Source organism: Aeromonas sp. 61P, assembly GCF_051919545.1.
Classification (GTDB): Bacteria; Pseudomonadota; Gammaproteobacteria; order Enterobacterales; family Aeromonadaceae; genus Aeromonas; species Aeromonas veronii.
Genome location: NZ_JBQBEL010000001.1, coordinates 2038826 through 2061175 on the forward strand (window position 1 = coordinate 2038826; position 22350 = coordinate 2061175).

The following is a 22350-nucleotide window of genomic DNA, read 5'->3' on the forward strand; positions in this document are numbered from 1 at the left end:
GATGGAACAGAAGAATATCAAGATCAACCAGATCGACGTTGCCAACGACAAACCGTTCGTGCTGTTTGGCGGCATGAACGTGCTGGAATCCCGCGACATGGCGATGGCGGTGTGCGAGAAGTACGTGGAAGTGACCAGCAAGCTGGGCATCCCGTTCGTGTTCAAGGCGAGCTGGGACAAGGCCAACCGCTCCTCCATCCACTCCTACCGCGGTCCGGGTCTGGAAGAGGGGATGAAGATTTTCCAGGAGCTGAAAGCGACCTTCGGCATGCCGGTCATCTCCGATCTGCACGAACCCCATCAGGCCAAGCCTGTCGCCGAGGTGGTGGACGTTATCCAGCTGCCCGCTTTCCTGGCGCGCCAGACTGATCTGGTGGAAGCCATGGCCCGCACCGGCAACGTTATCAACATCAAGAAGCCGCAGTTCCTCAGCCCAAGCCAGATGAAGAACATCACCGACAAGTTCGAGGAGTGCGGCAACGACCAGCTGATCCTGTGCGAGCGCGGTGCCAACTTCGGCTACGACAACCTGGTGGTGGACATGCTGGGTCTGGGCGTGATGAAGAAGAGCACCGGTGGCTATCCGGTGATCTTTGACGTGACCCACTCCCTGCAGTGCCGTGATCCGTTGGGGGCGGCCTCCGGTGGTCGTCGCGAGCAGGTGACCGAGCTGGCGCGTGCCGGCATGGCGGTCGGTCTGGCCGGTCTCTTTATCGAATCCCACCCGGATCCGAAAATTGCCCGCTGCGATGGCCCGAGTGCCCTGCCGCTGGAGAAGCTGGAAGGCTTCCTCAAACAGATGAAGGCCATCGATGACCTGATCAAGGGCTTCGAACCCCTCGATACTTCGGCCTGATCCCGACGCTGTCATGCCTGATGAAAATGCCCCGCAATGCGGGGCTTTTTTTGATAATGATGAGGTGACAAGCACGCATAAAAAAACGGCCGATTGGCCGTTTTTTGTGCCGATACAGCGAGTATCAGCTCTTCACTGCAGGGCGCTGATTACAGGCTCTGGGTGAAAGTACGGGTAACCACGTCACGCTGCTGTTCCGGGGTCAGGGCGTTGAAACGCACTGCGTAGCCAGATACACGGATGGTCAGCTGCGGGTACTTCTCCGGGTTTTCGATAGCATCTTCCAGAGTTTCGCGACGCAGCACGTTGACGTTCAGGTGCTGGCCACCTTCAACAGCAGGCTCAGCCTGAACCGGCAGTTCGCGGTATTCGAACTGACCCAGGTCAGCCAGTTGCACTTCTTGATCGGCAGCGAAAGCATCGCCTTTGACGCAGATGCAGCGAGCTTGTTGCTTCTCTTCGTCCAGCAGCCAGAAAGAGTTCAGCAGAGCGGTGTTGGCGGCCTGGGTGATTTGAATGCCTTTGATCATGGTATGACTCCTCAATGGGAACGCGAATCCAACTGTAAGGAAATTACCCTGATGTATTTAAGCTACCGTCGATGGCGATGACTTAAAGGGCCCTTGCCTTACACCTTTTCTTTGATGGGGTCATATATACCACGGTGGTAATATTACCAAAATTGATCTGGATCAAGAAAATCCGACAAAGCGCCATTTCAATGGGATTAAATTCTTGAGTTGAATCAAAAATAGGTCATTTTTCTGATTTTGTAAGATATCCAAATTATGCATCTTTTATCTCGTTAATCTAGTAATTTAACTACATCTTTTCGGCTTTTTCTGAGGTTAATTGAGGGGTTGGCTAAACTCAGCAAAAAAGCGAGGAGAGTGCCGGGTGAATAATGGGTGGCGAAAGTGGGCATGGCTGGCCCTGTTCTGTTGCTGGGCAAGCAGTGTTGCGGTACGGGCCGAGACGGTGCGTATTGCTGTGGGCGAGTGGCCACCTTATATCAGTGAGGCGCTGCCCAATCAGGGCTTTCTCTGTGAGGTGGTGCGCCAGGCCTTTGCCGAAGAGGGGCTCGATGTCAGCTTTCACTTCTATTCCTGGGCCGAGGCTTACCGACTGACTCTGGAGGGGCGCTATGTGGTCACCATGCCCTGGTTTCGCTCCCGTGAGCGGGAGCAGCTTTTCTATCTCTCCGCCTCGCTCGGCCATTTCACCACTCGCCTGATGACGCTGACCGGTACGCCCGCGGTCAATCTGGGTGAGCTGAAACACGAGCCGGTCGGGGTGACCCGTGGCTATTTCTATGGCGATGGTTTTGCCGCTCGCCAAGCCGGGCTTACCCTCGAGTGGTCAGATTCCGATGAGGAGAGCATGGGCAAGCTGCTTGACGGGCGGATCCACTATCTGGTGATGGATGAGCAGGTGGCACAGACTCTGTTCCAGCAGGCGCTCGTTCGTCATCCCCAATCGCTGTCACTGACCGGTGCCGCCGACCCCATCTGGTCGCAACCGGGATACCTGCTGATGCGCAAAGCCGATCCCGAGGCGCGCCGTCTGATGCTGCTGTTCAATAGCGGCCTGCGCAAGCTGGAGCGCTCGGGGCGCCTCGCAGGCTCTGGAAAGCGTGAGCCACGGTTGCGTCTTGCGGGCTGGCCCCCTATCCTGAGCCCTTCGCCGTATCAAGTGAGGAGGCCGGGGTGCTGACCTGGAGTGATGTGATTGGCTCTGAGAAAGAGCAGGACTATTTCAAGAGTACGCTGGCAACTGTCAGAGCCGAGCGGGAAGCGGGCAAGGTGATCTACCCGCCAGCTACCGATGTGTTCAATGCCTTCAAGCTGACCGAGCTGGATCAGGTCAAGGTGGTGATCCTGGGGCAGGATCCCTACCACGGCCCCAATCAGGCGCACGGTCTCTGCTTCTCCGTTCTGCCCGGCGTGCGTACGCCTCCCTCACTGGTCAACATCTATAAAGAGATGCAGCGTGACCTGCCAGGTTTCGTCACACCCAATCACGGCTTTCTCGAATCCTGGGCCAAACAAGGTGTCTTGCTGCTCAACACTGTTCTGACGGTGCAGGCCGGTCAGGCCCATTCCCACGCCCATCTGGGATGGGAGACCTTTACCGATCGGGTCATCGAGCAGATCAATGCCAGTTGTCAGGGGGTGGTGTTCCTGCTGTGGGGCGCCCACGCCCAGAAGAAGGGACGTTTCATCGACCGCCAGCGCCACTATGTGCTGACCGCGCCGCACCCGAGCCCACTCTCTGCCCACCGCGGTTTCATCGGTTGCGGTCACTTTAGCGAGACCAATCGCTTGCTGGAACAACAGGGCAAGAGTCCGATAGAGTGGAAATCTGTCTGCATCCCACTTGATTGAGTGCAAAGTTCGGGCGACAAATGACCGTATACTCAGGGACATAAGATTAATTCAGAGCCAAGGAGTGCCCATGTTATCCAGTCTGCACAAGGATCATCTCAACATCGCCCGACTTTTGGAGCTGCTCAAGCACAAGCTGGCAGCCATTCGTGCCGAAGAGCCCATCAGCTATTTTCTGGTGCGCGATGTCATCGACTACCTGCGGGAGGTCTCTGACAAGTACCACCATCCCAAGGAAGACCTCATCTATGACTACTACCTGAAATATCGGGTGGTGGAGGGTGAGGTCGCCAACCGCCTGCAGGAGGAGCACGTCAAGCTGCTGGAGGCCGGGGCCGATCTCAAGGAGATGGTGGAGATGATCCTGATGGATGCTGTGATCCCCCTCGATCAGTTCACCACCAAGCTGGAGCGCTTCGTGGAACTGCAAGAGGCGCACATGAACTATGAAGAGGGGGTGATCTTCCCCCATCTGCGTGACTCCCTGACCGAGGATGACTGGCGTCATCTGGAGCAAAACTGGCAGAACCGCGCCATTGGCGACCCCCTGTTCGGGGCTGAGGTGAGCCAGCACTTTCAGGCACTGGCCAAACGCCTATCTTTGCCACTCACGAACGGCTAAGACGAGCCCGTACCCGCCGCGTGGCAGGTATTGTGTGAGTGCAACTTGAGTGAAAACAGAAAGGCCTCCATCCGGAGGCCTTTTGCATTATGGATGTTGCCATCCATTGCGCAGCCCAAGGATATACAACTGCTGGCAGCAACTCTCTTCGGAGAAGTTACTTATCGACTATCTGGCGTGACTGAGCAGGGTGGATGGGCAGGTGTGCAGGTATTGGTGGGGCGTCAGGCCGAACTCCTGTTTGAAGCGGGCGGCAAAGCGACTGGGGGAGTCATAACCGCAGGCGAGGGCGACTTCCAGCGGGGTCAGGCCCTGTTGCAACAGGTTGAGGGCGTGGCTCATGCGTACCTGGGCCAGCAACTGGCGAAAGCTGCGACCTTCGGCGGCCAGCTTGCGCACCATGGAGGCGCGGCTCATGGAGAAGTGGGGGGCCACCGCCTCCAGGGTGTGGTCGATGCCGGGTTCCACCGCCAGGTAGCGTGCCAGCCGCTCTGCGAGGGTCATGGTGCTGGCGGGAAAGAGCAATCCGAGGGCGTTGGCGGCCCGCAGCTCGGCATAGAAGCCGCGCAGCAGTTCGGCCTGTGTTGCTTCGCTCAGTCCCCGTTCGGCCATGGTGCTGATGAGTTCAAAGCAGAAGGCGAGCCCGGGGGTGACCTTGACGGCGGGTTCCTCCAGATCGGCGTGGGAAGGGGCTGACTCGGCCAGCCACTCCGGCGGTGGTGGAGTCAGCAGTGTGATGGCGTGGGAGCGAAATTTGCCCTGCTCCGGCTGATTGACGAAGGTGAGCTGGTGGCCTGCCGGGATCAGCAGCCACCGCTCCCTGTCAAACGACAGACGTCGCTCGCGCCACCACAGTTGCTTGCTCCCCTGGGTGACCCAGATGAGGGTCGGGGCGTAGATGAGCACCCGGTGCAGGGGCTGCTGGCGGATCCCGAGATAGTGGCTCTGTTGCAGCAGGGGAGTGCTCATCCGGTTGGCTCCTAGGGGGTGACGAAGGTGGCGGTCAGGGTGGCCTTGCCGAGCGCCATGCTGTTGAGCATGTAGCCTACCATAGCCGGCGGGGTATCAGCCTTCACCTCTAGATCATGGGACAGGGCCCAGGCGGTGAACTGATAGCGGTGCATGCCGTGACCAGCGGGCGGGCAGGGGCCGCCGTAACCCTGGCTGCCAAAGTCGGTGCGGATCTCCAATCCCTGCATGAGCTTGCCGGAGGCATTGCTGGCCAGTTCGCTCTGGGTGGCAGGCAGGTTAACCACCAGCCAGTGCCACCAACCGCTGCCGGTGGGGGCATCGGGGTCATAGGCGGTGATGGCAACACTCTTGGTGCCTGCCGGCAGATCCTGCCAGCTAAGTTGGGGCGAGTGGTTGTCGCCGCTGCAGCCAAAGCCGTTGAAGCTGAACTGTTTGTCCATCAGCTGGCCTTCGTGAATATCTGTGCTCTTCAGGGTCATGGCAAAGGCTGGCATGGCCGTCAGGCAGAGCAGTGGCAACAGGGCACTCTGTTTTAGCAATTTCATCGGGTGACTCCTCGTGTGGTAACGGGTTCACTTTAGCGAGAGCAGGGCAAAATAATATTGCAGAACGGCTCAATGTGAGGTCGATTGGTGAGTTAATTGAGCCTTTTGGTGGTTTTATGGCAAGAAGGTAAACAGCAGCCATAAAAAAACCGGCATCAGGGATGCCGGTTTTTTGTTTGACGATGAGAAATGCGGCTTAGCGCAGGATCATCTCGTCACGGCCCGGGCCGACGGAAACCATCGGAACCGGTACGCCGAGCAGCTCTTCGATGCGCAGCACGTACTGCTGGGCAGCGCGCGGCAGCTCTTCGAAGGTGCGGCAACCGGTGATGTCTTCGCTCCAGCTTTCCATCTGCTCGTAAACCGGCTTCAGGGCTGCGGTTTGCGGCCAAATCGGGTTCTCGGTGTGGGCACCTTCGTAGGCTACGCAGATCTTCAGATCCGGCAGACCGGTCAGGCAGTCCAGCTTGGTCAGAGCCACTTCGGTGGCGGCTTGCAGCTCGACACCGTTCTTGGTGGCGACGGCGTCGAAGTAACCGACATCACGGGGACGGCCAGTGGTAGCGCCGAACTCATTGGTGATCTTGCGGAACTCGTCCTGGTTCTCCATGGCGGTCAGCAGGGTGCCGGTACCGACAGAGGAGCTGAATGCCTTGGCCACAGCGATGACGCGCTCCGGGCGCAGACCCGGCAGACCGCCACCGATACCGGCGTAGGCGCCGGATACGTGGGAGGAGGTCACCCAGGGGTATTCGCCGTAGATCAGGTCACGGCCAGCGCCCAGCTGGGCTTCGAACAGCAGGGTCTTGCCTTCTGCCTGCAGCGCTTTGAGCGGCATGCTGACGTTGCAGACGGCGTCGATCCAGGGTGCAGAGACTTCCAGCAGCCAGTCGGCCATCTCTTGGGCAGTCTGGGTGAATTCGAAAGAGGGGTAGATAGCCTTCATCTGCGGCAGTTTCCAGTCCAGCATGAACTGGATGCGCTCGACCAGCACGTCCGGCTGTTTCAGCCAGCCGACCAGGATCGCTTTTTTCATGACGCGATCGCCGTAGGCAGGGGCGATGCCCTGACGGGTGGAGCCATAGGCGCCGTCACCCAGACGTTGCTCTTCCAGGGTATCTTCCAGTGCGTGCAGCGGCAGGCAGAGGGTTGCGCGGTCAGAGATGGCCAGCTTCGGAGTCACGCCGGAGGCTTTGACTTCCTCGAGCTCGACGGTCAGTTTCTCGGGGCTGATCACCATGCCCGGGCCGAGGACAACCAGGCAATCCGGGTTGAATACGCCACTCGGAACCTGGTGCAGTTTGAAGGTGCCAAGGTCGTTGACCACGGTGTGGCCAGCGTTGTTGCCGCCCTGGAAGCGAATGCTGGCGCCAGCTTGACCTGCCAGATAATCCACGATGCGGCCTTTGCCTTCATCACCCCAGTTAGCACCTACGACTACGATAGACGACATGACTCTTTCTCCTAAGACGTTAGGCGTCCATCCTAGGAGCCTGATGCGGATTAGAAAAATTAATTATCTTTATAATTCCTATAAGAGAATCATATAATTATGACCAATTAAACGGCAAACCGTCCGATTTTGCCTGGCAAGCCCCGCACATCGCGGGTTGAGGGACTCTTATGCTGGATATTCACTGGCTGCAAACCTTTGTCACCCTGGCCCGATTGCAACATTTTGGCCAGACCGCCACCGAGCTGCACATGACCCAACCCAATGTCAGCCTGCATATCAAGCGGCTGGAGCAGGCGACCCGGGTGCGGCTGATCGAGCGCAGTCCGTTTCGCCTGACGCAGGCGGGGGAGCGGCTGCTGCAAAGCGCCGAGCGCACCATTGCCGAGCTGCAGCTCTGCCAGTCCGATCTCAATGCCCTCAACCAGCTCAGCCAGGGGACGCTGGCCATCGCCGCCAGCGACATCATCTCCCGCCTGCTGCTGATCCAGCCGTTCCAGCGCTTCAAGCGGGAGTTCCCCGGCATCGACCTTACCCTGTTCAACACCACTTCGGATCAGGCGGCCGAGCTGGTCAAGGCGGGCAAGGCGGATCTGGGCTTCGTGATGGCGCAAAAGCGCAGTGAGCCACTCTTCTATACCGAGCTGCAACAGGTGACCTGGTGCGCGCTGGGTCACGGCCTTGCCCGCTGGCAGGCACGGGCGCTGGCGGGAGAGAGCGACCCCCTCGACGAGCCGACCCTGATCCTGCTCGGTCACGACACCCGCACCCGGGCGTTGATCGACCCGTCCCTGCCGCTGCTGGCCTTGCCCCCCTGCCGCATCATGGAGGTGGGCAGCGTGGACGCCCAGCTCGATTGGGCCGAGGCGGGCTTTGGTGTCGCCATCGTGCCAGACTTCTCCCTGCATCCGCGCCTCAACCTCACCGCGCCGGTCACCAGCCTGAGCGACTTTCCTGGTACCAGTCTGGGCTACGTGGTGCGCCAGAATCAGGTGTTGTCGCGGGCCATCAAGCAGTTGCTGCACTGGGTTGAGGAGGAGATCCAGAAGCCCAATCCCTATCTGACCCGGGTGATAGAGCCGTAGCGGGGCGGCAAGGTGAGCAGGCCTATCGGGGTGACTGTGCCGCTCTCAATTGCGTCACTATCGAACGCGCGTAAACAATCAGGGCAGCAGAAGCTGCCCTGATGCATTTGTTGGCGCTGACCACTCAGTGCTGCAGCTGTGTGGCTGCGCTGGTGGCAGGGGAGGGCAGTGTATCGGTTTTATCCTGCGGTGGGGTTTCGTCAGCAACCGCGCTGCTGGCAGGCTGGGTTGCCTGCTCTTGCGGCGAAGTTGCCGCAGAGGCGCTTTGTGGCCATTGAGTCGAAATGGCAGCCGATGGTGCTGGCGCCGTTGACGCTGCGGCCGAAGGGGACACGCTCTCATCCTCGGTGGTCGGCGTGGCAGTGAGCTCGGGGGTGATCTCGAGCGCCTCTTCGGGCAAGGGATTAACCTCTGTGGCTTCTGTCGCCACGGCGGCACTGCTGGTGGCAGTCGCGTCGGAGGGCGCCTCAATGGGCGCAGTCGTCCCGTTGGCGGCGCTCACCTGCTCTGTCGTGGGCACCGTCTCCGAGGCCGATGGCGCTGGTGTGAACGGCTCCGGTGTCAGCTGTTCCGCTGTTAACTGCTCGGGAGTCAGTGACAAGGGAGCACGCGGTTGAGCCGACATTCCCGCATGGAGGGGCAGCTCGGTGTGGGCCTGCAACTGCTCGGGGGTCACCTTGCTCAGGGCGGGATGCAGCCGGCTGAACTGCTTGACCCGGGCCAGCAGGGTATCGCGCACGGTACGGACGATGGGGTCCGGCAGGCTGGCCAGCGCCACCAGTTCGGCACTCATCCCGATATTGTTGATGGCGGTGGTCTGTCCCGGATAGAGGTTGGCGGTGATGCGGCTGCGCTGGTAGTAGGGGTGTTGTTTGAGCAGCGTGTCGATCTGCTCCCCTTCGATGGGGATGAGGCGCACCTTGCAGCGGCTGATCAGATCGCCGACCGCCAGACTGGGGTGACCGGCTACCACAAAAGCGGCATCCAGCGAGCCATCGCACAGCCCTTCCAGCGGTTCGCTGTCCGACTTGAGTTGATAGGCAGCAAACTGCCCGGGTTGCCATCCCATGGCCGCCATCAGGGCCTGGCTGGTGATCTGCTCACCGGCGCCCTTGTTGCCCGGATAGACCCGCTTCCCTTCGATATCTGCCAGGGTGGTGATGTCGCTATTGGGGGCGGCCAGCAGGGTCAACGACTCCTGATAGAGGCGAAACAGGCTGCGCAGCTCATTGTTGGCCCCCTGCCCGCTGAAGGGGCCGGTGCCGTGCAGGGCGTGGTGCAACACATCGGATTGTACCAGCGCCAGCTGTACGTCCCCCTCGTCGAGTGCCTTGAGGTTGGCCATCGAGCCACGGGTGCTCTGCACGGTGCAGCTGTCCCCATGCAGGGCATGGCCGGCATTGAGCACCCGGCAGATGGCGCCACCGGTCGGGTAGTAGACCCCGTTGAGCGGGCCCGTTCCGATAGTCAGCGCCTGGCTGCCAAAGGGGAGCAGCGCAGAGAGTGCACAGAGGGGGAGCAGAAGGTGATGCAAGATCCGTAGAGACATAATTGACCGTTGACTGAGTTGACCGCTGGCTGATGACACAGGGAAAAAGGGATGGGGCTTGCCCATCCCGTTGCTGGCTGATCAGGGCTTGTTGTGGTTGAGGATTGCCCGCTCCATCCGCGCCAGCGCGTCGGTCAGCCGTGCCCTGGTGCAGCCGAAGTTGAGCCGCACGAACTGACCGTCGCCAAACTGGGCGCCGGGGGAGAGACCAACGCCGGCCTGCTCGAAGAAGGCGATGGGATCGGCAAGGCCAAGGGCGCTCACATCGATCCAGGCCAGATACGTCGCCTGATGACTGGCCAGCTTGACGCCGGGCCAGCGGGTAACCGCTTGCTGGATCAGGGCCAGATTGGCTGTCAGATAGTCGAGTTGCTCGGTCAGCCACTGTTCGCCCCCCTCATAGGCCGCTTCGGCGGCGACAAAGCCCAGCAGGTTGACGTCGGCGCTGATGCCGCGCATCGCCTGCTGTAGCCTGAAGCGCAGACGGGGGTTGGGGATAATGGCGAAGGAGCAGCAGAGACCGGCGATATTGAAAGTCTTGCTCGGGGCCATCATCACCGCGCAGCGCTCGGCTGCTTGTGCACTGATGGCGCCGTAGGGAATGTGGCGGGCGTTTTTATCCAGCAGCAGATCGCAGTGGATTTCATCGGAGCAGATCACCAGATTGTGGCGCGCGGCGATGGCATCGATGGCCAGCAGCTCGTCACGGGTGAAGATGGTGCCGCCCGGGTTGTGGGGGTTGCAGAGCAGCAGCAGATCTGCGGCGGGGGCCTGACGCTCCAGCTCTTCAAGATCCAGCACCCAGCGACCGGCTTCCTCAATCATCGGCACGGTGAGCAGGGGACGATCATTGAAGCCCGGCGCCTGCAGGAAAGGGTAATAGACCGGCTTGGGGGTGATGATACCGCGGCCATGCTGGCTCCACGCCTTGCAGGCAAGGTTGAGCCCCGGCACCACGCCGGGCAGGAACACCAGCCATTCGGGCTCGATTGCCCAGCCATAGCGGGTCGCCATCCGTTCGATAATGAGTTCGATCAGGCGCGGCGAGGGGCGTGAATAGCCGAAAATGCCGTGGGCGACCCGTTTGGTCAACGCCTCAATCACGGACGGGGGGAGACAAAGTCGGTATCGGCAACCCACATGGGCAGCACATCCTGACCCTTGTACTTGTCCCATTTCAGGCTCATGGTGCCACTGCGGTCTACTTCCTGATCAAAATCAAACATGCGAACTCCTTGTGCTGGCAGGATGGGCTTTCACTCTACGGGGTCGCGGCCTCCCTCGCAAGGCGCACACCTGCTTATGCCATCCTTGAGCCCGCTCTTGATAGTGACATAAGATAGGCGCCGAATTTTCATACGGCTGCCGCCCGTTAGCCCGTATCGTCCTTCCAATCAGTGGTAACCCTATGAGCTTGTCGATAGCGGCGGTCAAACGCCCGGACCCCGTCTCTCTTTCGTTTCTTGCCGTGACCTTTATGACCGGCGTCGCGGTGGCACTGCAGGTGCCTACCTTAAGTCTGTTTCTGTCCGAAGAGGTGCAGGTGCGCCCCTTTCTGGTCGGACTCTTCTATACCATCAACGCTGTGGTGGGCATTCTGGTCAGCCAGTGGCTGGGCCATCGCTCCGACAACAAGGGGGATCGCAAGCGACTGATCCTGCGCTGCTGCTTTGCCGGGGTGGCGCTCTCCTTGCTGTTTGCCTGGAACCGCAACTACTGGCTGCTGGCGAGTCTGGGGGTGATGCTGGCGGCACTGGCGGCCACGGCCAGTCCCCAGCTGTTTGCGCTGGCGCGGGAGTATTCCGACAGCCGCAACCGGCGGGCGGACATGTTCAGCTCGGTGATGCGGGCCCAGTTTTCGCTGGCCTGGGTCATAGGCCCGCCCATCGCCTTCGCGCTGGCCATCGGCTACGGCTTCGAGCTGATGTACTTGGCCTCGGCACTGGCCTATCTGCTCTGTGCCCTGGTGGTGTGGCGCTGGCTGCCCTCGCTGCCGCTGCCCAAGATGGCTGAAGAGACAGAGCGGGTCAGCAGCTGGCGGGATCCGGCGGTGCGGGCACTCTTTATCGCCTCCACCCTGATGTGGACCTGCAACAGCATGTACCTCATCAATATGCCGCTCTACATCACCCGGGAGCTCGGGATGGATGAGAAGCTTGCCGGTATCCTGATGGGCACGGCAGCGGCGCTGGAGATCCCCTTCATGCTGCTGGCGGGTTACTACACGGCGCGCTTTGGCAAGCGCCCCATGATGTTGCTGGCGGTGCTGGCTGGCGCGGCCTTTTACACAGGTCTGGTGACCCTCACCGACCAATACGCCCTGATCGCCTTGCAGCTGTTCAACGCCATCTTCATCGGTATCGTGGCGGGGATCGGCATGTCCTACTTTCAGGATCTGATGCCGGGGCGAGCCGGGGTGGCGACCACCCTGTTTGCCAACAGCATCCGCACCGGCTCCATCATGGCAGGGGCCATCGCCGGTGTGGTGGCGGAGGTGTGGAGTTTCCACGGGGTCTTTATGGTGGCGCTGGGATTGGCACTGGTGGCACTGGCCGCCAGCTGGCGGGTGCCCAACGTCTGACGGGGAGCTGGCTGTTATTTACCGTGCTGGGGCTGGGCGTGCGGAAGCGGCGCTGATTCGCCCTGATATTCGTTGCGCAGGCAGCGCAGCAGCAGCTCGGTCGCAGGGCCGAGGGATTCGGGGGAGAGGGTCAGCAGATAGGTGTAGAGGTGGCGCTCGTTGCCGCTCTCCAGATCCAGCTGTATGAGTGACCCTTCTGCCAGCTCCCGCTCTACCAGATGGCGCGGCATCCAGGCATAGCCGAGGCCAAGGCGCAGCATGGCGAGCACTTCGTGGTAGTGGGTTGCCTTCCAGCCGGTGTCATCCGCATCGTTCCAGTCCACCGAGCGGTGAATGGGGGGATGAAGGCTGATCTGGTTGTGACTGGTCAATACATCGCTGCGGATCGCCCCCTCCTCTTGCGCCAGCGGATGGCTGGCGGCGCAGAGGGGCAGCAGGCATACCTCGTCCAGCAGCAGACCGGTGCGATCGCCGGGCAGGTGCTCGGAGAGCATCAGATCCCCCGGTTGCAGGGCGTTGAAGTGGCAGTGAATGCGTTCGTGCAGGTTGACCCGGCAACCCCGACTGCGAGGATAGAAGCTGGCCAAGGCCCGATAGAGGCGATCCCTTGGCTGCAGCGCCGAGACATAGAGGTTAATCTGCGGCTCCCACTGCCGCTCCAGGTTGTTGGCCAGATTTTCCAGCTCTTCCACCTGCTGGCTCAACTGACGGGCCCGCTTGAGGAAGATCTCGCCCGCTGGGGTCAGCACCGCCTTGCGGCCGCGCACCTCCAGCAAGGGCACCCCCAGACTCTGCTGCAACTTCGCAACCGCATGATTGAGGGAGGACTGGCTCTTGTTCAGCGCCTCGGCCGCCTGGGCGTAGCCGCCGCAGTCGACCACCGCCTGAAAGATCCGCCATTGCTCAAACGTGCTCTTGGGACGAAACATAGTTCAACCTGATTGGAGATAGGATGGTCAGTGGTTCGAACAGGGAGCCTGTGCCCCCTATTCAATTTAACCCCTGCCGCACAACACTCTGGGTATTTTATTGATTTATTTGGGCTGAGCCGCCTGTTTATTTGGGCTGAGCCGCCTGTTTATTTTGGCTGAGCCACAAAGGTCTGGCCGGTTTTGCCGCGGCTGTCCGACCCCATCAGGTAGAGGTAGAGCGGCATCAGGTCGGCCGGAGTCTTGAGGTTCATGGGATCTTCCGCCGGGAAGGCGCTGGCGCGCATCTTGGTACGGGTACCGCCCGGATTGAGGGTATTGACCCGCACACCTGTGTTCTCAAGCTCGTCGGCCAGCACTTCCATCATCCCCTCGATGGCGAACTTGGAGATGGCATAGGTGCCCCAGTAGGCGCGCCCCTTGCGTCCCACACTGGAGGAGGTATAGACGATGGAGGCATCTCCCTGCGCCTTGGCAGTCTGGCGCAGCAGCGGCAGCAGCGCCTGGGTCAGCAGGAATTCCGATTTGACGTTGACCTGCATCACTTCGTCCCACTCCTTCTCCTGAATATGTTCAAACGGGGAGAGGGTGCCGAGCAGACCGGCATTGAATAGCACGCCATCGAGGCGGCCAAACTGCTGGGCGAAGGTTTCGGCCATGCCGCGGTAGTGGGCAGCGGTGGCCCCTTTCAGATCCACCGGCACGATGGCGGGCAGCGGATAACCGGCCGCTTCAATCTGGTCATACACGGCTTCGAGTTTGGCGCTGGTGCGGCCGAGCAGGATCACGGTGGCACCATGAGCGGCGTAGGTGAGGGCGGCTTCGCGGCCGATCCCGTCGCCGGCACCGGTGACCAGAATGACTTTATCCTTGAGCAGATCGCGGGGTGCCTGATAATCGAGCATGACAACTCCTGTTAACAAATTCCGGCCATAAGTGCATGGCAATCGGCGCCAAGTGTACTGATCCGCGCGCCTGTTTGACCAGCCAGCGGCAAGAAAAATGTGAAGAAAATAGAGAGGTTGTGATGCTCGGGTTGGTTTTTCCGGGCTCTGGCTGCGATTTTTTGCGCGCCTCCATCAAACTCCCTAGAATGTGACGAAAACCGATCCATTCTGGAGTCCATCGTGACATTTCTGACCGAATATGGCCTGTTTTTGGCCAAGACAGTGACCTTCCTGCTGGCCATCGGCGCCATCATCCTGATGATCGTCAGCACTCGCCAGCCGAAAGCGCGCAAGGGTGAGCTGGTGGTGACCGATCTCTCGAGCGAGCTGGAGCAGGGGCAGTTTGCGCTCAAGAGTGCGCTCGTAAGCAAGGCAGAGCGCAAGGTACTGGAAAAGCAGCAGAAAGAGGAGCAGAAAAAGCGCGCCAAGGCGGGGGATGAGCGCAGTCGACTGTTCGTGCTCGATTTCAACGGCAGCATGGATGCCAAAGAGGTGGCCTCCCTGCGCGAGGAGGTGAGCGCGGTGATCGGCGTCGCCCAGCCCGGCGACGAGGTGTTGCTGCGACTCGAATCCGGTGGCGGCGTGGTGCATGGCTATGGCTTGGCCGCTTCCCAGTTGCAGCGACTGCGCGATCGTGACATCAAGCTCACCGTGGCGATTGACAAGGTGGCGGCGAGCGGCGGCTACATGATGGCTTGCGTGGCGGACAAAATCCTGGCGGCCCCCTTTGCCATCGTCGGCTCCATCGGGGTGATCGCCCAGATGCCGAACTTCAACAAGTTGTTGAAAAAGCATGACATCGAATTTGAGATGCACACCGCCGGTCAGTATAAGCGCACCATCACCATGTTCGGCGAGAACGACGATCTGGGGCGCGAGAAGTTTCGCGAGGAGCTGGCAGCGATCCACGAGCGCTTCAAGGCCTTTGTGGCCGAACACCGCCCGCAACTCGATATCGATCAGGTCACGACCGGCGAGCACTGGCTGGCGAGTCAGGCCAAGGGGCTGGGATTGGTGGATACCCTCTGCACCAGTGATGACTATCTGCTGGCGCAGGCCAGCCACCACAAGGTGATCGGCATCAGCTATCGCAAGCCTAAAAGTCTGACCCAGAAGCTGGGACAGCAGGGCGCTCAGGCGCTGGAAGCCGGACTGGGGCGTCTGTGGCAGCAGAGCCCTTGGCGCTAGCCCGAGGGAAATCCCGCGATAAAAAGGCCAGCCGATGCCCATCGGCTGGCCTTTTTGCATCCGGTTGCACCTTGTCGGTGAGCGAGGGTTGTTTCTATTGAGGCCCTCTGTTACAACTGAATGCTTTCCCCGTTTATGACAGGATCTTGTGGTAAGAGCTGCGGGGCATGGAGCATAGCGATGTCATGGAGCACCTTCAGGCAATTTACCCCGCTGGTCTGGATCGTCATTCTGGGTACCTTTATGGTGCGCACCAGCTACTACATGGTGTGGCCCTTCCTCTCCATTCTGCTCTATCGGGAGTATGACCTTTCGGCCACCTTCATTGGCCTGTTGCTGGGTGGCTCGATGGCCCTCTCTACCCTGGTCAGTTTTTACGGCGGCTGGCTCTCTGATCGCTTCGGGCGGCGCAGCATACTGCTGGGCGGTTGTCTGGTGGCGATGCTCTGTTTCGGCCTGCTCGGTTTTTCGCACGAGGTGTTCTGGCTCGGGGTCGGGGTGATGGGCAGCGGCCTCTCGTCGGGGCTCATCGATGCCCCCGGCAAGGCGTTGATGGCCGACAGTCTGGCCTCGGCCAAGGCGCGGGAGCTGGCACTGCACCTGCGCTATTTTTTGCTCAACCTGGGGGCGGCGCTGGGGCCTCTGCTCGGGGTGACCCTCGGGATTAACGCCCAGCAGGAGACCTTCCTGTTTCTGGTGGTGAGCTATCTGCTGCTGGCGCTGGCCTTTGGCTGGGGATTTCGCCGGGCTGGCAGCACAGGCAAGCCGGGTGCTGCTGGCCCCGGACTGCGGGATGCCATCAAGGTGTTGCTGGCGGATCGCGCCTTCCTGCTGCTGGTGATGGCCAATCTCCTGATGGTGCTGGTCTACTCCCAGTTTCACTCGCCGCTGGTGCAGTACCTGACCCGGGCCGGTATGCCGCAGGTGGCCGAGCTGGTTGCTCTGCTGGTGGCGACCAACGCCCTGACCGTGGTGCTGCTGCAGTTTCCGCTGCTGCGGTTGTTGTCACGCTGGCCGGTGCGGGTGCGTCTTCATATCGGTATGGCGCTCTTTCTGGCGGCCCAGCTGCTCTTCGCGCTGGGGGACCCGATGGTGCGCAGCCACTGGTTTGGCGCCGTGCTGCTGCTCAGCATCGGCGAGACCATCCTCTTCCCCCTGCTCAACGTGCTGATCGACCAGATGGCCCCCACCCACCTCAAGGGAAGCTATTTTGGCGCCAGCGCACTGGCCGGGTTGGGAGGGGCCGCAGGTGCCCTGCTGGGAGGCTGGATCCTCGAGCAGTGGAGCGGTCAGTGGCTCTATGTGCTGATGGCGCTGCTTTGTGTGGCGATTTTTGCGCTCTATGAGTGGGGTGCCAGAGTACAGCGTCCCACTGCGGCCACGTCTGTGGTTGAGCGGAGCTGACCCGGTTAATGCGGGGATCTGTGATGCTGAATGTTCAGTGCGTGCTACCCGGCGTCTTCTCTTTGAGCGCCTTCTTGGCTGCGTACATCCTCTCGTCGGCGAGCCGGATCAGGTTTAGCCCGTCGTCGTAGTGCTCCGGCCCGGTCTGCACGATGCCGATACTGAGGGTGAGATCGCCCAGCTGCTCCTTGACGGTGTTGACCAATCGTTTGAGATAGATATCCCGCGCCTGACTCTCGTTGCAGTTGGGCAGGATCAGGCAGAACTCATCTCCGCCATAACGAAAGCAGCTGTCTTCGGCGCGAAAGACCTGACGGATGCAGTTGCCGACGATGCGCAGGATCTCGTCTCCGCGCTGGTGACCTTCTGTATCGTTGATTTGCTTGAAGTTGTCGATATCGAGATAGGCGATGGCCATGGGTTCGGCACGGCGCTGACAGGTGCGCAGGCTCAGCAACAACAGCTCGTTGAGGTGGCGAACGTTGAGCAATCCGGTCAGAGCATCGGTGCGGTTCAGCTCCTCCAGTTGTTTGGTACGCTCGCGTACTTTCTGCTCCAGACTCTTGGCATAGTTCTCCGACTTCTCTCTGGAGGACTCTATTTCCGACACCAGACTGCGAATGTAGGTTTCGAAGACCAGGGTGATGTCAAACAGAAAGAGTTTGTCCAGTGCGGCCAGCATGACGAGGCGCTCCGGTTCATCGTGGATCTGCTCGAACATATCCTCGATCAGCAGGGCTTTGAGGGTGTTGATGGCGGCCAGATAGAGCTTGGGTTCGACCCCGATCCGCTTGTGAACCAACCCGATCCGCAGCCGGTTGTTGACGTACTCCAGATCGTAATGGCCGCTGAAGAGATCGAGCACATAGCGCCGTTGCGCGGTGCGCAACCGTATGAGGGTATCGGCATCCCCGATCAACAGGGCGATTTCGGTGATGGCCGTCTGCTGCTGGTAGAAGCGATCCACCAGGGCGTCGATCCGTGGTTCTATCTTGCTGCAATAACTTGCCAGCCGCGCCACATCCTGTTCATTGAGCAGCAATAACTCCTTGCGATGGGCAATTTCAAAGTCGGTGATCCTCATCTGCTCAAGCAGGGTCTGTTCGGTCGGATTCATCGTCGTCCTCGGTTTATTACTGGGTGTTACGCTGTCCGTGAGGTGGGACAAACAAGCAGGTGTGGCAATTGATAGTGTAGTCAGTTGGACAGGGGGGCGCGCAATGCCCCCGCGTGGCGGGGGCTATGGAGGGTCAGGTGAAGGCTAAAGGGGCAAGAGATCCGGAGGGGGTGATCAGAACGTCAGCACCTTGTCGGCAGCCAGGGTCCATTGGGCCAGCATCGGCAGGGTGCCGACCTCAATCCCCTCGATCAGCGGCAGGGCGGTAATGCCACGGGCATCGGTGCAGGTCTTGCACAGGCGAATGGTGACGCCTTGTGCCAGCAGGATCTCCAGCATCTGGCGCAGGTTGTACCCCTCGGCCGGTGCCTGACCGGCCAGCGCCGCGCTCACCGCATCGGACATCAGGAACAGCTTGAGGCTGGCTCCACCCCGCTCCTTGAGGGCGATAGTGAGACGCAAGGCGTTGAACAGGGATTCGCTGCCATAGGGGGCACCGTTGGCAATGACCACAATTTGTTGATTCATAACAGACTCCCGATTGGAAAGAGCGCCATTGTAGAACCAACAGGGTGGCAATTGCGTGATGTTGCACAACTTCTGTCGCACCTTTTTCCCGCTTGCTTGACCCTGCTGCCGATCGAGGTTTTTATGGTCAGCTCGCAAACAAGACCGGATGAATCGAGATGTGGAAAGTATTGGGAGCCGGCTTGCTGCTGTTGGCGGGTCAGGCCTTTGGCAGTGAGGCGGTCGGTTGCAAGGCCCGTCTGCAGGCCGTCAACGACCAGCTGGTGTTTGCCAAAGCACACAACAACGCTGGGCAGATTGCCGGGCTGGAACAGGCCGCGCGCAATATCAAGGCCAACTGTACCGATGAAGGTCTGCTTAAGGAGCAGAAAGAGCGGGTTAACAAACTGCGTGGCGAGGTGGATGAGCGTCTGCTCGAGCTGCAGGAGGCGAGAGTCAGTGGCAAACCGGAGAAGATTGCCAAGCGGCAGGCCAGGCTGGAGGAGTCCCAGACCCGGATGCTGGAGGCCCAGCGGGAGCTGGACAAACTGATCCGGCTGGTCGGCAAGTGATGGCCAGCCGCTGCACGCAGGATCAAAAAAGGCCGATTGCTCGGCCTTTTTTCGTTTTATTGCCTGTGCATCCGCACAAACTTCTCCATCAGCTGATCTTCGGTCTCCACATGAGCTGGATCCCAGATGATGCAGTCGATAGGGCAGACACTGATGCAGGTCGGCTTCTCATAGTGACCGACGCACTCGGTGCAGCGACTGGGGTCGATCTCGTAGATCTCCTCACCCAGGCTGATAGCCTGGTTGGGGCACTCGGGATCGCACATGTCACAGTTGATGCACTTGTCGGTGATGAGCAGCGCCATCTCAGGCCGCCGTGTGCGGGTTGCGGGTATCCTGGCTGTCGCCCAGATTGCGCAGCAAAATGCCGTAGTTCACATCCAGATCTTTCGGGACTGGCACATAGACCACGTGACCGTTGCCCGGCGCGGTATCGATAAGCTCGCCCTTGCGGTTCTCCATCTGCTCCAGATTGAAACGGACGTTGCCCTGCGGGGTCATCAGCTCCAGGTTGTTGCCCACCAGGAACTTGTTCTTTACCTCGACCTCGACCATGTCACCTTTGCGACCGGTGATCTCGCCGACAAACTGCTGGGTGTCGGAGACAGAGTAGCCGTAGTCGTAGTTCTGGTATTCGCTGTGGTTGTGACGGCGCAGGAAGCCCTCGGTGTAGCCGCGGTGGGCCAGATTTTCGAGGGTGCCCATCAGGCTGCGGTCGAACGGACGACCTGCCACTGCATCGTCGATGGCCTTGCGGTAAACCTGAGCGGTACGGGCGCAGTAATAGAAAGACTTGGTGCGCCCTTCGATTTTCAGGGAGTGAACGCCCATCTTGGTCAGTCGCTCGACGTGCTCGACGGCGCGCAAGTCCTTGGAGTTCATGATGTAGGTGCCGTGTTCGTCCTCGAACGCGCTCATGTACTCGCCCGGGCGGTTGGACTCTTCCAGCAGCACCAGCGCATCGGTTGGTTTGCCAAGGCCTAGCGTGTTGTCCGGACGCACTTTGATCGGCTCCTGACGGTGAACGATCTGGCCCACATCATCTTCTTTACCTTCATGCACCTTGTACTCCCAGCGGCAGGAGTTGGTGCAGGTGCCCTGGTTGGGGTCACGCTTGTTGATATAGCCGGAGAGCAGGCAGCGGCCGGAGTAGGCCATGCACAGCGCGCCGTGAACGAACACTTCCAGCTCCATCTCCGGCACCTGCATGCGGATCTCCTCGATCTCGTCCAGCGACAGCTCGCGGGAGAGAATGGCGCGGGTCAGGCCCATCTGATGCCAGAATTTCACAGTGGCCCAGTTGACCGCGTTGGCCTGCACCGAGAGGTGAATGGGCATATCAGGAAAGGCTTCACGCATCATCATGATGAGACCTGGGTCAGACATGATCAGCGCATCCGGCTTCATCTCCACCACAGGGCGCATGTCGCGGATAAAGGTCTTGAGCTTGGAGTTGTGGGGCTGGATGTTGGCCACCACATAGAACTGCTTGCCCAGCGCATGGGCTTCGTTGATACCCAGCTGCAGGTTTTCGTGATCGAATTCGTTGTTGCGCACCCGCAGGCTGTAGCGGGGCTGGCCGGCATAGACGGCATCGGCGCCATAGGCGTAGGCGTAACGCATGTTCTTGAGGGAACCTGCGGGGGAGAGCAATTCTGGTTTAAACATGGCGGACTCTTTATATCTGATTGCAAATCAGGACGATGCCACCTGATGGCATCGTAGTGGTTGAGTTGCGGTGCAAGATGCCCTCCGAGAGGAGGCTCAATGCAGCGCGACCCGATGACGGCATATCCGGGGTTATCTAAAGAAGATGCGCCGGATATTCGGGGTGCGAGATTGTACTCGCCCCCACGTCATCATGCAATTTGGCAGGATATTGTTGGCTGCGCGAGCCGATAGGATGCCGAAATGAAGCCGCCGCTCAGGCCCAACGGGAGAGGGGGGAGGGCATGGCGTAGACGTAACCCTGTTGATAGTCACAGCCGAGCTGATCGGCAATCTCGATATGGGTCTGGTTTTCCACCCCTTCGCACACCACCTTCATGCCGAGTCGCTGCAGGTACTCCACCAGTCCGGTCAGCATGCGTAAGGCATGGCTACTCTTGGTCGCTTGCAGCAGCAGGGAGCGATCCAGCTTGATGATCTCGTAGGGGAGCGCCATCACTCGCTGAAAATTGCACTCCTGGGTGCCAAAGTCATCGCAGGCGATATGGGCACCGTGGCTGCGCAGTACCTCGATCAGGGCCAACTCCTTGCGCTAGCGGGGCGTACTCCACCACCTCGAACCAGATTGCGATATCCAGCTTGCGGGCCTGCAGCAGCACCAGCAGCAACAGGTTCTGATAGGTGGCGCTGCTCAGTGTGGGATTGAGGTTGATGGAGAGCATATATGACCTCCCCTTCGCCAGTGCTGGCAGGTCGCGTAGAATGGCTCTGAGCATAACGATATCCACATGCAGGGACTCGTCATCGCTGAGAGAGGGAAAGTCTATTCCCTGATAGCGCTGCTGGCGGGGTTCCCAGCGTCTGGCCAGCGCCTCAAAGCCGATGATCTGGCGATCCCGGTTAACGATTGGCTGATAAAAGGGCACGGCAATGTCCGCTGTCGTCAGGGATGCCACGTCACCGACCGGAAACTCTTCTTTAAACGCAAACATGTCACTTCCCTGCTGACTGAGATGATTTCGGATAATAGGGGAGGATGTTGAAAGCTGGCTGTAGGAATTGTCTGATTGTTTGCAGAAAAAATACTTTGGCAGTATCAGATTATTCCGATTAAGTCCGGTGCATGGATTATCTAGACTGGCCTCAATGACGAGTCGCTGAGCCAAATATGATCATTGGGCGATTTGCATATATGGAATGCATATATTTTCGGAGCCTGCAATGAAGGCGTCACTTTCTATCGTTTTTACAGTGTGATCATTATTCATGAATAAGATTTTTGCTGTGTTGCTGATTATATTCAGCAGCAATGCCATGGCGTCGCCGGATATTAGCGTTGGCACCTTATATGACTATATGTCGGCAGAAAAAACTACGCTGCTCAAGCGGGTTAGAAATCTTGGTAATGAGACGGCCTTTGTCAAAATAACGCTGGCCGAGATTATATATGGTGCCGATGGCGTGCCGAAGGAGCGGGAGTTACCGGAGGAGGGCGTTCGCCAGCTGGTGACAAGTCCATCTCGGTTGATTATTCCTGCAGGTGGAATCCAGGCTACCCGTTTTATTTATATGGGTGAGAGGGAGCGCGAACGTTATTTTCGGGTGCGTTTTGTGCCAGTCAAACCACAGGATGATGAAATAACCGAATTGCCACCACAGCAGCAAATTAGCGCCGGTGTCAGCATCATGACCGGTTATGGCACCATTTTGTTTGTTGCCCCCAAAGTGCCCCGTTACGACACGCGAATAGTGCGTGAAGATGGAGTCCTTTATGTGCAGAACCTCGGCAATGCCACCGTGGTTCTCGATTATCTGGAGGTGTGTGACAAAACGTCATGCAGCCAACCGGAGAAGCTGCATCTGCTGCCCGGCGTTAAAAAACAGGTCAGCCAAGATGCCGCCAGTACGGTTCGTTTTGAACTGATCGAAGGAAAGCAATCGGTATTCAAGGAGTTCAAGGTCTGAATAGCG

General features: G+C 59.5%; 21 protein-coding genes and 2 pseudogenes. 10 read left to right on the top strand and 13 right to left on the bottom strand.

From position 1 onward, the window contains the following. The first annotated feature begins 1 nt into the window (after position 1). Entirely contained in the window at positions 2 to 856 is an 855-nt protein-coding gene (gene kdsA, locus ACTG2O_RS09865) for a 3-deoxy-8-phosphooctulonate synthase (protein WP_005334937.1), read from the top strand. A gap of 149 nt (positions 857 to 1005) precedes the next feature. On the opposite strand, the gene grcA is transcribed toward kdsA, so the two are convergent. Further along, the gene (gene grcA / locus ACTG2O_RS09870) at positions 1006 to 1386 is read right to left on the bottom strand and encodes an autonomous glycyl radical cofactor GrcA (protein WP_005334936.1); all 381 of its coding nucleotides are present in this window, start codon (positions 1384 to 1386) and stop codon (positions 1006 to 1008) included. Positions 1387 to 1753: 367 nt separating this feature from the next. On the opposite strand from grcA, the gene ACTG2O_RS09875 reads away from it, so the two are divergent. The 3 genes from ACTG2O_RS09875 to ACTG2O_RS09885 all read left to right on the top strand — a co-directional run bounded on the left by ACTG2O_RS09875 (position 1754) and on the right by ACTG2O_RS09885 (position 3862). After that, entirely contained in the window at positions 1754 to 2569 is an 816-nt protein-coding gene (locus tag ACTG2O_RS09875) for a substrate-binding periplasmic protein (protein ID WP_439975677.1), read from the top strand. Further along, on the top strand, positions 2563 to 3240 hold the full coding sequence (ung, locus tag ACTG2O_RS09880; RefSeq protein WP_005353881.1) for a uracil-DNA glycosylase: 678 nt from the start codon (positions 2563 to 2565) through the stop codon (positions 3238 to 3240). Before ACTG2O_RS09875 ends, ung begins: the two co-directional genes overlap by 7 nt. 70 nt (positions 3241 to 3310) lie before the next feature. Continuing rightward, on the top strand, positions 3311 to 3862 hold the full coding sequence (locus ACTG2O_RS09885) for a hemerythrin domain-containing protein (protein ID WP_005362195.1): 552 nt from the start codon (positions 3311 to 3313) through the stop codon (positions 3860 to 3862). Positions 3863 to 4030: 168 nt separating this feature from the next. On the opposite strand, the gene ACTG2O_RS09890 is transcribed toward ACTG2O_RS09885, so the two are convergent. The 3 genes from ACTG2O_RS09890 to ACTG2O_RS09900 form a co-directional block, all read right to left on the bottom strand. Beyond that, entirely contained in the window at positions 4031 to 4831 is an 801-nt protein-coding gene (locus ACTG2O_RS09890) for a helix-turn-helix transcriptional regulator (protein ID WP_019445688.1), read from the bottom strand. A gap of 11 nt (positions 4832 to 4842) precedes the next feature. Next, on the bottom strand, positions 4843 to 5379 hold the full coding sequence (locus tag ACTG2O_RS09895) for a YbhB/YbcL family Raf kinase inhibitor-like protein (RefSeq protein WP_439975678.1): 537 nt from the start codon (positions 5377 to 5379) through the stop codon (positions 4843 to 4845). A gap of 196 nt (positions 5380 to 5575) precedes the next feature. Beyond that, positions 5576 to 6832: an adenylosuccinate synthetase gene (locus ACTG2O_RS09900; protein WP_005347796.1), complete on the bottom strand. Its 1257-nt coding sequence runs from the start codon at positions 6830 to 6832 to the stop codon at positions 5576 to 5578. Between the two features lie 170 nt (positions 6833 to 7002). Between ACTG2O_RS09900 and ACTG2O_RS09905 the strand changes: the two genes are divergently transcribed. Further along, complete coding sequence (locus tag ACTG2O_RS09905) at positions 7003 to 7917, top strand: LysR family transcriptional regulator (protein WP_317103681.1); 915 nt, start codon at positions 7003 to 7005, stop codon at positions 7915 to 7917. Between the two features lie 124 nt (positions 7918 to 8041). Here ACTG2O_RS09905 and ACTG2O_RS09910 read toward each other — a convergent pair whose 3' ends face one another. Then, complete coding sequence (locus ACTG2O_RS09910) at positions 8042 to 9466, bottom strand: TAXI family TRAP transporter solute-binding subunit (protein WP_439975679.1); 1425 nt, start codon at positions 9464 to 9466, stop codon at positions 8042 to 8044. A gap of 81 nt (positions 9467 to 9547) precedes the next feature. Further along, positions 9548 to 10692: pseudogene (locus ACTG2O_RS09915) on the bottom strand (MalY/PatB family protein). A 182-nt stretch (positions 10693 to 10874) separates the two neighbouring features. Here ACTG2O_RS09915 and ACTG2O_RS09920 point away from each other — a divergent pair. Further along, the gene (locus ACTG2O_RS09920; RefSeq protein ID WP_439975680.1) at positions 10875 to 12047 is read left to right on the top strand and encodes an MFS transporter; all 1173 of its coding nucleotides are present in this window, start codon (positions 10875 to 10877) and stop codon (positions 12045 to 12047) included. A gap of 14 nt (positions 12048 to 12061) precedes the next feature. On the opposite strand, the gene ACTG2O_RS09925 is transcribed toward ACTG2O_RS09920, so the two are convergent. Next, positions 12062 to 12976 carry a LysR family transcriptional regulator gene (locus tag ACTG2O_RS09925; protein ID WP_019445683.1) on the bottom strand — a complete coding sequence of 305 codons (915 nt, stop codon included), beginning with the start codon at positions 12974 to 12976 and terminating at the stop codon, positions 12062 to 12064. 149 nt (positions 12977 to 13125) lie between these two features. Further along, positions 13126 to 13881, bottom strand: coding sequence for a YciK family oxidoreductase (locus tag ACTG2O_RS09930; RefSeq protein ID WP_005334909.1), 756 nt, complete (start codon positions 13879 to 13881; stop codon positions 13126 to 13128). Positions 13882 to 14103: 222 nt separating this feature from the next. On the opposite strand from ACTG2O_RS09930, the gene sohB reads away from it, so the two are divergent. Then, positions 14104 to 15111, top strand: a complete 1008-nt coding sequence (sohB, locus tag ACTG2O_RS09935; RefSeq protein WP_005334907.1) for a protease SohB — start codon at positions 14104 to 14106, stop codon at positions 15109 to 15111. Positions 15112 to 15291: 180 nt separating this feature from the next. Beyond that, complete coding sequence (locus tag ACTG2O_RS09940) at positions 15292 to 16515, top strand: MFS transporter (RefSeq protein WP_019445682.1); 1224 nt, start codon at positions 15292 to 15294, stop codon at positions 16513 to 16515. A 34-nt stretch (positions 16516 to 16549) separates the two neighbouring features. Here the strand turns inward: ACTG2O_RS09940 and ACTG2O_RS09945 are convergent, their stop codons facing one another. After that, a complete protein-coding gene (locus ACTG2O_RS09945; protein WP_127005869.1) occupies positions 16550 to 17632 on the bottom strand; it encodes a diguanylate cyclase domain-containing protein in 1083 nt (360 codons plus the stop codon). A 174-nt stretch (positions 17633 to 17806) separates the two neighbouring features. Then, positions 17807 to 18160 (bottom strand): DsrE/DsrF/TusD sulfur relay family protein, encoded by a 354-nt coding sequence (locus ACTG2O_RS09950; RefSeq protein WP_439975681.1) that lies wholly within the window; start codon positions 18158 to 18160, stop codon positions 17807 to 17809. Positions 18161 to 18318: 158 nt separating this feature from the next. Between ACTG2O_RS09950 and ACTG2O_RS09955 the strand changes: the two genes are divergently transcribed. After that, positions 18319 to 18711: a DUF1090 domain-containing protein gene (locus tag ACTG2O_RS09955; RefSeq protein ID WP_005334898.1), complete on the top strand. Its 393-nt coding sequence runs from the start codon at positions 18319 to 18321 to the stop codon at positions 18709 to 18711. 56 nt (positions 18712 to 18767) lie between these two features. Here the strand turns inward: ACTG2O_RS09955 and ACTG2O_RS09960 are convergent, their stop codons facing one another. From ACTG2O_RS09960 to ACTG2O_RS09970, 3 genes and pseudogenes are all read right to left on the bottom strand, one after another. After that, positions 18768 to 19016: a YfhL family 4Fe-4S dicluster ferredoxin gene (locus ACTG2O_RS09960; RefSeq protein WP_005334896.1), complete on the bottom strand. Its 249-nt coding sequence runs from the start codon at positions 19014 to 19016 to the stop codon at positions 18768 to 18770. Between the two features lies 1 nt (position 19017). Further along, the gene (gene trhP / locus ACTG2O_RS09965; protein ID WP_005353849.1) at positions 19018 to 20379 is read right to left on the bottom strand and encodes a prephenate-dependent tRNA uridine(34) hydroxylase TrhP; all 1362 of its coding nucleotides are present in this window, start codon (positions 20377 to 20379) and stop codon (positions 19018 to 19020) included. 256 nt (positions 20380 to 20635) lie between these two features. Then, a pseudogene (locus ACTG2O_RS09970) lies at positions 20636 to 21371 on the bottom strand (EAL domain-containing protein). A gap of 274 nt (positions 21372 to 21645) precedes the next feature. Here ACTG2O_RS09970 and ACTG2O_RS09975 point away from each other — a divergent pair. Further along, positions 21646 to 22344, top strand: a complete 699-nt coding sequence (locus tag ACTG2O_RS09975; RefSeq protein WP_439975682.1) for a hypothetical protein — start codon at positions 21646 to 21648, stop codon at positions 22342 to 22344. Positions 22345 to 22350 lie beyond the last annotated feature (6 nt).

Excerpts from the sequence above, each read along its gene's own strand:
- kdsA (WP_005334937.1), top strand. The coding sequence starts at position 2 with ATGGAACAGAAGAATATCAAGATCAACCAGATCGACGTTGCCAACGAC.
- grcA (WP_005334936.1), bottom strand. The coding sequence starts at position 1,386 with ATGATCAAAGGCATTCAAATCACCCAGGCCGCCAACACCGCTCTGCTG.
- ACTG2O_RS09885 (WP_005362195.1), top strand. The coding sequence starts at position 3,311 with ATGTTATCCAGTCTGCACAAGGATCATCTCAACATCGCCCGACTTTTG.
- ACTG2O_RS09890 (WP_019445688.1), bottom strand. The coding sequence starts at position 4,831 with ATGAGCACTCCCCTGCTGCAACAGAGCCACTATCTCGGGATCCGCCAG.
- ACTG2O_RS09895 (WP_439975678.1), bottom strand. The coding sequence starts at position 5,379 with ATGAAATTGCTAAAACAGAGTGCCCTGTTGCCACTGCTCTGCCTGACG.
- ACTG2O_RS09900 (WP_005347796.1), bottom strand. The coding sequence starts at position 6,832 with ATGTCGTCTATCGTAGTCGTAGGTGCTAACTGGGGTGATGAAGGCAAA.
- ACTG2O_RS09905 (WP_317103681.1), top strand. The coding sequence starts at position 7,003 with ATGCTGGATATTCACTGGCTGCAAACCTTTGTCACCCTGGCCCGATTG.
- ACTG2O_RS09910 (WP_439975679.1), bottom strand. The coding sequence starts at position 9,466 with ATGTCTCTACGGATCTTGCATCACCTTCTGCTCCCCCTCTGTGCACTC.
- ACTG2O_RS09920 (WP_439975680.1), top strand. The coding sequence starts at position 10,875 with ATGAGCTTGTCGATAGCGGCGGTCAAACGCCCGGACCCCGTCTCTCTT.
- ACTG2O_RS09925 (WP_019445683.1), bottom strand. The coding sequence starts at position 12,976 with ATGTTTCGTCCCAAGAGCACGTTTGAGCAATGGCGGATCTTTCAGGCG.
- ACTG2O_RS09930 (WP_005334909.1), bottom strand. The coding sequence starts at position 13,881 with ATGCTCGATTATCAGGCACCCCGCGATCTGCTCAAGGATAAAGTCATT.
- ACTG2O_RS09940 (WP_019445682.1), top strand. The coding sequence starts at position 15,292 with ATGTCATGGAGCACCTTCAGGCAATTTACCCCGCTGGTCTGGATCGTC.
- ACTG2O_RS09945 (WP_127005869.1), bottom strand. The coding sequence starts at position 17,632 with ATGAATCCGACCGAACAGACCCTGCTTGAGCAGATGAGGATCACCGAC.
- ACTG2O_RS09950 (WP_439975681.1), bottom strand. The coding sequence starts at position 18,160 with ATGAATCAACAAATTGTGGTCATTGCCAACGGTGCCCCCTATGGCAGC.
- ACTG2O_RS09955 (WP_005334898.1), top strand. The coding sequence starts at position 18,319 with ATGTGGAAAGTATTGGGAGCCGGCTTGCTGCTGTTGGCGGGTCAGGCC.
- ACTG2O_RS09960 (WP_005334896.1), bottom strand. The coding sequence starts at position 19,016 with ATGGCGCTGCTCATCACCGACAAGTGCATCAACTGTGACATGTGCGAT.
- trhP (WP_005353849.1), bottom strand. The coding sequence starts at position 20,379 with ATGTTTAAACCAGAATTGCTCTCCCCCGCAGGTTCCCTCAAGAACATG.
- ACTG2O_RS09975 (WP_439975682.1), top strand. The coding sequence starts at position 21,646 with ATGAATAAGATTTTTGCTGTGTTGCTGATTATATTCAGCAGCAATGCC.